This is a genomic window from Wolbachia endosymbiont of Pentidionis agamae, from assembly GCF_036711655.1.
In the GTDB taxonomy this organism is placed as follows: domain Bacteria; phylum Pseudomonadota; class Alphaproteobacteria; order Rickettsiales; family Anaplasmataceae; genus JAZHPY01.
In genome coordinates, this window is the sequence record NZ_JAZHPY010000028.1 from 1 (window position 1) to 11,513 (window position 11,513).

Here is an 11,513-nt window from a genome sequence, read left to right on the forward strand (position 1 = left end):
GAATATTCTGAGATTAAAATTCTTGAGATTTTTACTTGATTTTCTATATTATAATTGTGATGGCGAAACTCAGGAAGCAATATTTTCTATCCTATGCACTCTTCTTAAGAAAAAATAAACTTTTTACTTGGTATTTACTTCAGATTCTTTATCATCAATCTCTCCAATCAAACTGTTTTGTCTGGCATCTAGAATTTTTATAGTTTCGAAGAGGTCTAATGTGTAGCCTCTTAGGCACGTCATGCCTTTTGAGATTTTGCTAGCACTTTTAAGTTTTTATGATTACTATACTTTAATATTATCTAAATGTTTATTAGCAGTATTTATGCCTTTAATAGTACAAATCATCCTGATTATTATTCCATTACTGTTATCGGTTGCTTATCTAGTATATTTTGAACGCAAAGTACTTGCTGCAATGCAGCTTAGGCAAGGTCCTAGTGTAGTTGGTCCATTTGGATTATTACAACCCTTTGCAGATGCAATAAAGCTAATAATAAAAGAACCAATAATACCACTTAAAGCGGATAGGAAGCTCTTCTTTATTGCACCAATGATAACTTTTGTTTTGGCATTGATTGCTTGGGCAGTAATACCCTTTGGTGAAGAAACATTTATAGAAAATAGCAAAAGAATAGTGATACCAAGTGCTATTGCTAATATAAATGTTGGTGTGCTTTATATTCTTGCAATATCTTCTTTAGCAGTATACGGAGTGATTATAGCAGGATGGTCTAGTAACTCAAATTATGCCTTTCTAGGTGCTATAAGATCAGCAGCTCAAATGATCTCATATGAAATTTCAATTGGACTAATAATCGCAACTGTTATAGTGACTACTGGGACATTAAATCTGGGAGAGATGGTTGTAGTAAAACACAATGCACCATTTTGGGTTGACTTATTACTTTTACCTGCAGGAGTAATATTTTTCATTTCTTTGCTTGCGGAAACCAACAGGCATCCGTTTGATCTACCAGAGGCTGAAGCGGAACTTGTTTCAGGTTATAATGTTGAGTATTCATCCATGCCTTTCGCTCTTTTCTTCCTTGGAGAATATGCAAACATGATACTCGCAAGTGCTATGGTAACGATTTTTTTTCTAGGCGGTTGGTACCCTTTATTTGATGTCGGTTTCCTATATAAAATTCCAGGGTTAGTTTGGTTTATTTTTAAGATAGTTATGCTTTTATTTGTATTTATTTGGATAAGGGCCACAGTTCCTCGTTATCGTTACGATCAACTCATGCGTCTTGGTTGGAAAGTATTTTTACCGATATCGCTATTCTGGATAATATTAGTCTCAAGTGTGTTGCTTTATACTAATAATCTACCTAATTGGTAAATAAGTTTATATTCACATTCAACTGTCTTAAAAAACATTACTTTACAAAAAAAATAGTAGATTATGATAGTAGTAGTTTATTTACATAAAGGTTTTGAAAGAAAATAAATGAGTAAATAAATTTGGAATCTACTTACTCTAAGTCAATGACCTTTTTATGTATTAATCACTTATTTTCAGAGCTTGAATAAACACATTTTGTGGAACATTAACATTTCCTATTGAATGCAATCTTTTCTTACCTTTTTTTTGTTTTTCAAGTAACTTCATCCTTCTTGTTACATCTCCACCATAAAGTTTAGCTGTTACATCTTTTCTATATGGGCTAATTGTTTCTCTAGCAATAACTTTGCTTCCTATTGCTGCTTGAATCGCAATTTTATATTGTTGACGTGGTATTAAATCTTTCAGACGTGCGCATATTTCTCGTCCTCTTTTTTCCGCTCTACTTTTGTGTACTATTGATACCAATGCATCTACTGATTCTCCATTGATCAAAAAACTTAACTTATCTATTTCACTTAGTTGATAATCAGAAATCTCCCAATCTAGACTTGCATATCCTTTTGATACTGACTTTAGCCTATCATAAAAATCAAAAACAACTTCAGACAATGGTAACCTATACTTTAAAAGTGCGGTTGTGGTATTACTCATATAAGATAAATCTTTTTGCTCGCCTCTTCTTTCATTACATAAAGATAAAATCTCACCTAAATATTGGTCAGGAACCATAATAGTTGCAACAATCCATGGCTCTTCTACAAATTCAATTTTAGTTGTTTCAGGCATATCATTTGGATTATGAATATACAAAATTTTCCCATCTTGCTTCATAATTTTATAAATAACACTTGGTGCAGTAGCAGTTAAATCTAGATCAAATTCCCTTTCAAGCCTTTCCTGCATAACTTCTAAATGAAGCATGCCAAGAAAACCACAACGAAATCCATAACCCAGTGCATTTGAGGTTTCAGCTTCAAAAGTAAAGCTTGCATCATTTAAGTGCAATTTTTCTAGTGCTTCTCTTAAGTATTTAAAATCATCAGTTTCATTAGGAAAAATACTACAAAATACAACAGGATGAACTTCCCTAAACCCTGGTAATGCTTCTTTGCATGGATTTTTTTCTTCAGTAATAGTATCACCAACTTTACAACTTGCTATATCTTTCATTGAAGCAGTAATAAATCCAATTTCTCCAGCAGAAAGTTCATTTGTCATGACTTTTTTAGGTGTGAAAATACCTATATTATCTACTTGATATACAGTATTATTTGACATCATAATAATCTTCATGCCTTTCTTTAGTACCCCATTTTTAACTCGCACTAAAATCACTACTCCTAGGTAAGTGTCATACCAGCTATCAACTAAAATTGCTTGTAATGGACTCTTTATATCGCCACTTGGAGCAGGTAATTTTCTTACTATCGCTTCAAGTACGCTTCGTACTCCTAATCCAGTTTTGGCAGATATTAATATTGCTTCACTTGCATCAATGCCAATAACTTCTTCAATTTGAGCTTTCACTCCTTCTGGATCTGCAGCAGGAAGATCAATTTTATTTAATACAACTATTATCTCATGATTACTATCGATTGCTTTGTATACATTTGCTAAAGTTTGTGCTTCCACACCCTGACTACTATCAACAACTAAAAGTGACCCTTCACAAGCAGCCAAACTACGACTCACCTCATATGAAAAATCAACATGTCCAGGTGTATCCATTAGATTCAAAGAATACTTGTTACCATCATTAGCTGTATAATCCAGTTTTACTGTTTGTGCTTTGATTGTAATACCACGCTCGCGCTCTATGTCCATAGAATCAAGTATTTGATTTTTCATCTCCCTTATTTCTAATCCATTACATTCTTCTATTAAGCGGTCAGCAAGCGTTGATTTACCATGATCTATATGCGCTATAATAGCAAAGTTTCTTATATCTTTCATGTTTTATTACTTCAAATTAAATTAATTCTATATTTGCAGTGATTTTATATCAATGATTAAAATACTTTGTATAAGCTTACCCTAGAATATTTAAAGTGCGCTAAAAGTTTTTTCAAAACAGAAGCAGACAAAATCTGCAACTTGCTAAAATTATTATACGAATCAAAGTTTCCAACTGGGTTCCGTGAACATAATTTTATTATGAAAAAATATAGCAAAAAAGTAGAAGAGAAAAGCTGTAGTGTCGACATAAACTACCATGAGATGTAATGAAAATAACTTGCTTTTTATCCCTAGGCTCTTTTGGACAAAATGTTAGAGAAGCCATACAAGAAGCGCAACAAAATTTAAAAAACCTGAATAAATCTCAGCAGTTTTAGAAAAAATACGCCTAAAATGTTTTTATTTTACCAATCAATCAAATGACGTTCTTTATAGATATGTCTATCGTATTATAAATTCCATCTATCAAATTAAACCTCAAACCAAAACGTTTTCGTCGATTCCGATACCAATCTTAGATAATTTTGAACCTTTTTAATAACATTTTCTACTATCACTCTCTGACTAGCAAACTCTTCTTTCCTTTTTTCTTTAGTCCTTTTTCGTCTTCCTATGCGGCAATTTCATGAATTTTTTACAAATCTCTATAGCCAGAGTCAGCTAATACCTTAATTTCCTGTAATATCCTGACTCCTTAAAAAGCCGAAAAATCACGCTTTCTATCATTTGAGAAAGCCATGCAAATTGCTCTCCTTTTCTGAAATAATCTGTGTTTTTACATTGTAATTTTTCCTAAAAAAAATCTTTTCTGCTTCGGTCTTTCCACGAGAGTCTCGGTTGCATCAATTACCAAATTCATATCGCCCTGACAACACAAAATCCGTATTCTACTCAATCGAATGTTACGATAGTAGGCACTTTCACTTACTTCGTATATTTTCTCAAATATTCCAGTCTAATCAGCAAGCTGGTATTCCCACAATTTGGTTGATTTTCCTCATTTGGCCTTCTTTTGGCTTCTGCAGCAATTAAAATCTCAGTTATTCTCTTGAATGTTACTTGAGTTTTACACCAGTTAATCGGCGAAACCTTTCGTCTCCCAACTTGCTTATTTTTTCTCAAACTTCATTACCACTCTCATGTTACTTTCTAGTGGATTATAACCTTTAGTACAGTGATGCTAGAGGTCTCTGTTAGTGAACTGGCTTATCTACTACTCCTTGTAAAACTTATCTACAATAGTATAGAGAACTGCTAATAATTATATACTGATACAAGATTTATGTTAAACATAAGATATATTTTTTATAAAGCACATAGATTCTTATACTCTTGAATCTCTAATGAATTTTAAATCTACCGTGACCTTGTTTGCTCACTATTATTTGTTCTTTCGTTGATAATTTTTTCAGTATGGCTTGATTTAGATTGCTCTAGTTTCTTGTCATACTCTATATTGTAGTTTCGTAATGCTCCGAAATATCTTTCTGGCATTGTTAAGCCATCAGATCCTTTTGTTTCCATTCTTTGTTCAAATTGCTTCGCATTTTCTGAATGTAGTGTATGCTCGAGTGTATCTTTTCTCTTATTGTATGAGGTGCTTAATGTTGTTATTCTTATATCATCAGTAAAAACGTTTTTTAGATCTGATTTCAGAAACGCAGCATTATATAAGTTTTCTTGAGTTGGTTTGTAATGACCACTAAAGGTATTTATTTCAGATATTTTTCCATCCTTCACTTTCATCATACCAAAACACAGACCTGGCTTTCCACCAAGAAGTGTTGAGTGGTAATGCCCATATTTAGTACCATAATCTGGTTGAATATGTTCTGAAGCAACTAATTTACCATCAAGTGTGACAGCATAAGCTACAACTCCTTTCTCACCTTTACTCATTTTATTGCTTGTATCATATAAATTGCTATGTTGATCAAATAATCTACATTCACCTTGTGAGTCCTTTTTTATAATTTTTGTATTTTCTACCTGCTCTTTTAAAGAAAAGCGTTTGGCGGATGTTTCAAATCCAATAAGTTCTTCATAGCTTTTTCTTTCTCTTGTACCTACCTCTTTCATATATGCAGGTTCTTCAAACATTGGAGGTGCTTTATACAAAATGCCAGTATAGTGATCAATTACCAGTTTATTACCAAGATCTATACCAACCTGTTCTTCTTTTGATACTTGATTATTACCTGATTTTGGACTCGCTTTAGAAAACTCTTTTACTGCATATTGAAGTTTTTCCTTTCTTTTCTTTTTTTCCCATTCTGGGTTTGCCACTAACTTTTCAGTCACTCGATATCTACCTTGTAATTCTGAGTGCTCATAGCTTTTATTAAGATCAAAAGATCCGCTTTTTGTAACTTTTCTATATAAGCTTTTAGTACTAGAAGAAATTTTATGAGCAGCTTTTTGGGCTAAATTTTCTACTTCGTCTATAGCTTTATTTGTAGCTTTATTTATAGCACTATCTGCAGCATTCATAACATTCTCTGTAACCTTTATGGCTTTATCTGCAGCTTTTATTATTGCATTTTTAGCTTTAATAACTTTGCTTTTTATTTCTTGTCTCTCTGTCATATATATCCTGCCTTATAATATATTTATACATTATAAAGTATGTTTACTAATTATGAATTAATTAAAAAAGAAACAGAAAGCTCTTTCTGTATCACAGATATAACCATAGATTAAAAAACAGCCAAAACTTACTAGAGTATAAAAATAGCGCATTAAGAGTCATACCATACACAAAGCTTTTTTATTAGCGATACTACCACAAAGGGTAGTAGTTTTACAATATACTGTTGCTTTTTATCTAAAATTTTATGTTAAATTTTGCTGCTTTCTTATATTTAGAGCAAGGATCTCGATCAATAATCAAGTAGTTAATTTTATAGTTTTAACGGACTTTTACTCTTAAAACTTTCGCTTCTTGATGTTTAGATGAAGTTTTAGTGAATATTATGATTTTCTTGATTATATTTCTATACTGAAATCTTTAAAGAGAATAGGTAACTTATTACCTATTTATTAATTCATGTTATTAATTCATGATTCTCAAAATAAAAAAAACAAAAAAATAATTTGACTGCATATAGAGCATAGTATAATTATACCTAATATAATTTTAATTAGGTAAACATTATGTCAGATAAAGAAAAAAATACTAGTATAAGCTCTAATTATGATAAGACTAGCTCAGTGGAGAGTTCCAAGAAAAATGATTCTAATGCTTCAAGCAACAAAAGTTTTATTTCAGAAAGCACCAATACTGAGAGTAGTAAGATAACCATAAGCTCAGAAAAGAAGAATAATTCAATTCAGTCAAATAAAACATCGAAGAGCGAAACTGGTAATGTAGAAAATGATTCACAAAGTTATTTTGCAAGCAATAATAGTGCTAGTAATTGTAGTATAAACACTATTACACCATCAGGTAGTCCTACTAGCTCACAAAATAGCTCTCAAGTTAACTTTTCAAACAGTCAAGCTGTATATTCATGTAGTACTACTAATCCACAAAATAGTTCTCACATTAACCTTCCAAACAATCAAAATGACCTAAATCATTTAGGTAGTATTGAGAATCTTAATAAAGGTAATTTACTATATTTTTTAGTTCTGTCTGGTAAAGGTGAAAAAGCAAAGTCATTAATAGAATCTTCAAAGCAAAATGGGTGTTTCATAAAAATTATGAGAAGTGGTTTTATGAAATCTTTAATAATGAGAGAAAAATATGTTATTGAGCTTAAAGATAGTAGTAATGATGAGATAGTTAGACAGATTCAAATAAGGCAAGGGATTTCTTTCTGTATTATACCTGTAATACTGTTCGGGGGGGCATTTACTTTTTGGGGTGAATATTATGTTGAACAAGAAAATCATAGTAAAGTAGAAAAGACTTCATTTATTATATTAAATCATTTTCATTTTGTAGTTATTGCTATTTCTTCTTTACTAGGAGCATTCCATATAAGTAGAGATATTACGTCTAATCAGCAGCAGAATACTTTCCCTCAGCAACAGAATCAGAATAGTTCTCCTCAGCAGCAAAATAGTTCTCCTCAGCAGCAAAATAGTTCTCCTCAGCAGCAAAATAGTTCTCCTCAGCAACAGAATCAGAATAGTTCTTCTCAGCAACAGGATCAGAATGTTTCTCCTAAGAAGCAAAATGCTTCTCCTCAGGAGCAGAGTGCTTCTCCTCAGCAACATAATAATATTAATCAAGTGAAAGAAGCGCTAAGCCGTATAACTAATACAACTAGATATGTTATTTTTTCATACATACCAACTAAACTTAGCAATGTAAAAATACAAATTCATGAAAAGGTAAATGGTATAAACATAGTATAAAGTTTTTTATAATTAATCATGATAAAAACAATATCTATGTTGGATATACAGGTGAATAAAAAAATTGTTGTTTATTGGAAACAGGATGATTATTACTAATTACCAAGAGGTTAGTTAATATAGAATTTGAAGTTATTCTGAAACGTTTGATTGTAGAACGGGCCTTGCTCGGCTCTCAAATTTAGACGCATGACCAGGAGCTTTCTTCTCTCACCTCAAAGCTATCTTCTTTAATATGATTACTATTATGCTTTACAAATTAGCTCTTTTTTGACTTTGAAGATATGCTCTAAGATTTAATCTGATTGTTGGAATTTAGAGTATGAATTTCGAAAGAGATTTAGTAAATAAGTTGTAGAATGGAGAGAAAGTTAATTATGATATGAAAGCTCTCATGATATGCTTTTTATAGTGTTATGACTTATTTAACAAAATACTTGTATAATTTGTAAACTTGAATTAATTGGAGAAAATCAAATGGACAAATTACGGAATAATATAAATGATATGGGAAAATCACAAGTGATAAAATGGGAAGTAATTAAAGATTGTGAATATAATGAAAATTGCTTATCAAGGATAATCGCTCTATATATAATTACAACTTCACAACTCATTAGTTCTGCTGATCGATTGAATTCTAACCCTCAAAGTAGCACTATTTTAGTTAGGTTAATAATCAGTGATGAAAGTGTATTCTTAAACAAAATTATTACGATTGATATCATGCAAAATATTTTCCCGTATAAATTTAGTAGTAAAAAAAAGAATAATTTATGTAGATTAGAAGAATTATATAAATATATATCTTCTATTACAGGTAATAATTTACCAAAAGAGATACATGAAAGCCTCAAAAAAGAGTATAGTACTGCTGTAAGCTTATTTAAGGCAATTACTTAATAAACTTTTCTTCCATTACAGAAACACTGGTTTTTAACTCTTTATCAATGAGAGATAAAATAATGAATGCATGATTTTTTTCATATTTAATAAAAATGGTTAAAGTGCCTGGAGTAATCGTTAATGAACTAGAAAATAAAACGGCACTGAAATTATTAGGCTGCTTTGATTTGATGGAAATGATAACAGGCTTTAGCAATAAGTGTGTTTGCAATATTTTTTTTATTACATAAATACTTGATAAAATCATTTGGTAAAACAGCCAAATAATAAATTTTAAAGATTGGTAAGGTGACAATTTGACTCGATTCTCGACTAACTTGCCGAATTCTGGTGTTGCATTTAACAAACGCACAGCAATATATGCAGTTAGTATACAGGATGCTATGCCACAAGATATGAAGAAAAAACCGAAATGTCCAGATAATATTACCCATAATATCAGTAAGCTAATGAATAAACATATTGTATAGGATAAGTTTGAATGATTCATATTCATATAAAACTATAAACTTGTATATTATAATATATGGTTGCAAAAGTATATAAGAACAGTTGTTATTAAAATGTTTGGATATTTTACTTATTTGTTATGATTGGTTCCTCATTAAAAGAACGCTTTATTAAGTCTAAAAAAAAGAACTGGTCTTTTGGTTTTGCTGGCAAATCTGTAGAAGCCTATAAGGATATTAGTAGTGATACCTACCTTATAGTAACTAAAGGATGGTTCGGGATATATGGCGTTTATCAATTTAACTCTAATAATAAAACGTCAGAGAAAAAGGCGAATTCTATAGGAAAACCAAAGTTTGATAAAAATAAAAATTCATTAACTCTAAAGAGGCTTTTTGCAAAAAAAATCCGTGTTTTATGTATTAATGATTTCCAAGATATAAAAACTGCAGATATTAATGGTAAGTTTGCTTCTGAGCAGGCTATTAAAGTAAATAAAGAAATTGTAAGTAACGATAAAGAAAATATTTTAATCTGTGCTGAGGAGTATTTTGATGCCCTGGAAGAGTTGGAATGTCAACAAAGTTCTAATTTTAAGGTGGGCGAAGAGAATGAAGAATATTTTGATGCTTTGTTGCCAGAAGAGTTGAAGAATCAACAAAGTTCTGACCATGAGGAGAGAAAAGAAAATAAAGAATGCTTTAAGTACAAAAACAATCAGTATTATAAAGGTAACGAGGAAGTAAAGAATTCGGATATTTTCAAAAGTAATAATATGATAGCATTAGCTTTATATAATCAGCCAGATCGTGATGAAATTAAAATTGAGGCTCAACCACAATCAGAGTTGAAAAATAGTACAAAGTTTAAACTGACGAAATTTGAGCTTGGAGAAAATGGCTATACAGCAAAGCTTGAAAATTGTGAGAAGATTATGACTATTACAGGTAAATGTGCTTATATAGTTATTCCAGATTTCATGGATCTTAACATCAAAAGGGAAAATGATAAGAGAATAAATATAGGCAGTGGTATTCCTGGATATTATGACGATAATCCAGTAGTTAATGCTAAAGTAAACTTTAATGCTATGATTATGCTGAATACAGGAGTTGATGTGAATAATTTATTTAAATTACATAAGTTGTTAAGTTTGGCAAAAGGACGTGGAGCTTATGGTGGGTATCGTATAAGTCATGAACAGGAGGGATATACTAAATTTAATATAGATTCAGACAATATAACAATAGAAGTCGATAAGAGTAAAGCTGTAGATTTTTATCATCAAAAGAAATATCATCCAGCTTGGATAAGCTCAATTGTGAAACTTATGCCATTCTTAAAAAATGTTATTGGAAAGGTTTATGATAGTGTAGTAAACGCATTAAAAGAAAAAATTTCTGATTCTTGTGAAGTTGACGAAAAAACTGGAAATCTAAACCTAAAATTAACACAAGAAGACGTTTTAATCAATGGAGAAATCCTAAACAGACAAGTTTCTGTATCTTCCGCTGTTAATACAGATGTTAACACAGAGCTAGAACATGTAAGTTTATCATGTTATAATAGTACGAGTATTGCTATCAGTCGAATATAGAGTTGCTAAATGTGGAAGTAATCGCAGAAAATAGAAAGGCTAGGTTTGAATTCCTTATTTTAGAGGAAATAGAAGCTGGTATAGTGCTTTTTGGTAGCGAAGTGAAGTCAGTCAGAGAGAGAAAGGTAAATATCTCTGATGCTTATATAATCGAAAAAAAAGGAGAATTATGGATTTATAATATGCATATTGCAGAGTATAAATCTGCAAACAAGCTAAATCATAAGCCAAAAAGAACACGTAAGTTATTACTGCACAAAAAGGAAATAAACAAGTTGGTAGGTAAAATAAAAACTTCTGGAATGACAAGTGTGCCATTATTGATTTATTTTAACAATAAAGGCATTGTTAAAATTAAAATAGCTGTCGTAAAAGGAAAGAAACTTCACGATAAAAGAGAAACTATCAAGCAAAGAGAATGGGACCGTGAAAAGCAGAGAGCACTAAAACATCTTACGACTTAGATCTATCATGCATTGTGTTTCCAAAGCAAATTCTTGATCAATCAATGAAGTGATAGGACTTAGGTAGTGTTGAAATAAAAAATAATTAGAGATGTAATAAGATTTTTGGAGATGGAGGATGCTATACGATTAAAAAGCTAGTTGGAGAGGATATTCATAGCAGAAGAAGTGGATGTAGACAGACATTGATCTACTAAAAAGTAGAAAATGTGCATAAAAGGTTCATGCACATTCTAAATTAACTCTTCGACTTGCAAGGACTTTGCTTTTGTTCCTTGCAAGCAGCTTCTTTTTCGTTTCTCTGTATGGTAATTGTGTGAATTTTCTGCATTATTCTGTAACCTGAATCTGCTAAGATTTTGATCTTTCTTGAACCCCAGTTATGGGTTAGTCAATAGATAGAAGTGAAGCTAAGAGAAGGAGAGCA

The 11,513-nt window shown here is 31.1% G+C and carries 9 protein-coding genes; 5 read left to right on the forward strand and 4 right to left on the reverse strand.

Features of this window, described 5'->3' with window-relative positions; all coding sequences use genetic code 11:
- Nucleotides 1-325 precede the first annotated feature (325 nt).
- Nucleotides 326-1,345 carry an NADH-quinone oxidoreductase subunit NuoH gene (gene nuoH, locus V6U76_RS02435; protein WP_333023441.1) on the forward strand — a complete coding sequence of 340 codons (1,020 nt, stop codon included), beginning with the start codon at nt 326-328 and terminating at the stop codon, nt 1,343-1,345.
- 162 nt (nt 1,346-1,507) lie between these two features.
- On the opposite strand, the gene lepA is transcribed toward nuoH, so the two are convergent.
- The 3 genes from lepA to V6U76_RS02450 all read right to left on the reverse strand — a co-directional run bounded on the left by lepA (nt 1,508) and on the right by V6U76_RS02450 (nt 5,893).
- Entirely contained in the window at nt 1,508-3,304 is a 1,797-nt protein-coding gene (lepA, locus tag V6U76_RS02440; protein WP_333023433.1) for a translation elongation factor 4, read from the reverse strand.
- A gap of 927 nt (nt 3,305-4,231) precedes the next feature.
- Nucleotides 4,232-4,429 carry a hypothetical protein gene (locus tag V6U76_RS02445; RefSeq protein WP_333023434.1) on the reverse strand — a complete coding sequence of 66 codons (198 nt, stop codon included), beginning with the start codon at nt 4,427-4,429 and terminating at the stop codon, nt 4,232-4,234.
- Nucleotides 4,430-4,663: 234 nt separating this feature from the next.
- Entirely contained in the window at nt 4,664-5,893 is a 1,230-nt protein-coding gene (locus tag V6U76_RS02450; RefSeq protein ID WP_333023435.1) for a hypothetical protein, read from the reverse strand.
- Nucleotides 5,894-6,460: 567 nt separating this feature from the next.
- On the opposite strand from V6U76_RS02450, the gene V6U76_RS02455 reads away from it, so the two are divergent.
- Both V6U76_RS02455 and V6U76_RS02460 read left to right on the forward strand, forming a co-directional pair.
- Nucleotides 6,461-7,669 (forward strand): hypothetical protein, encoded by a 1,209-nt coding sequence (locus V6U76_RS02455; protein ID WP_333023436.1) that lies wholly within the window; start codon nt 6,461-6,463, stop codon nt 7,667-7,669.
- 477 nt (nt 7,670-8,146) lie between these two features.
- Entirely contained in the window at nt 8,147-8,572 is a 426-nt protein-coding gene (locus V6U76_RS02460) for a hypothetical protein (protein ID WP_333023437.1), read from the forward strand.
- On the opposite strand, the gene V6U76_RS02465 is transcribed toward V6U76_RS02460, so the two are convergent.
- Nucleotides 8,565-9,071: a Na+/H+ antiporter subunit E gene (locus V6U76_RS02465; RefSeq protein ID WP_333023438.1), complete on the reverse strand. Its 507-nt coding sequence runs from the start codon at nt 9,069-9,071 to the stop codon at nt 8,565-8,567. The two genes, V6U76_RS02460 and V6U76_RS02465, sit on opposite strands and share 8 nt — an antisense overlap.
- 93 nt (nt 9,072-9,164) lie before the next feature.
- Between V6U76_RS02465 and V6U76_RS02470 the strand changes: the two genes are divergently transcribed.
- Both V6U76_RS02470 and smpB read left to right on the forward strand, forming a co-directional pair.
- A complete protein-coding gene (locus V6U76_RS02470) occupies nt 9,165-10,622 on the forward strand; it encodes a hypothetical protein (RefSeq protein WP_333023439.1) in 1,458 nt (485 codons plus the stop codon).
- Nucleotides 10,623-10,633: 11 nt separating this feature from the next.
- Nucleotides 10,634-11,086, forward strand: coding sequence for an SsrA-binding protein SmpB (gene smpB / locus V6U76_RS02475; protein WP_333023440.1), 453 nt, complete (start codon nt 10,634-10,636; stop codon nt 11,084-11,086).
- Nucleotides 11,087-11,513 lie beyond the last annotated feature (427 nt).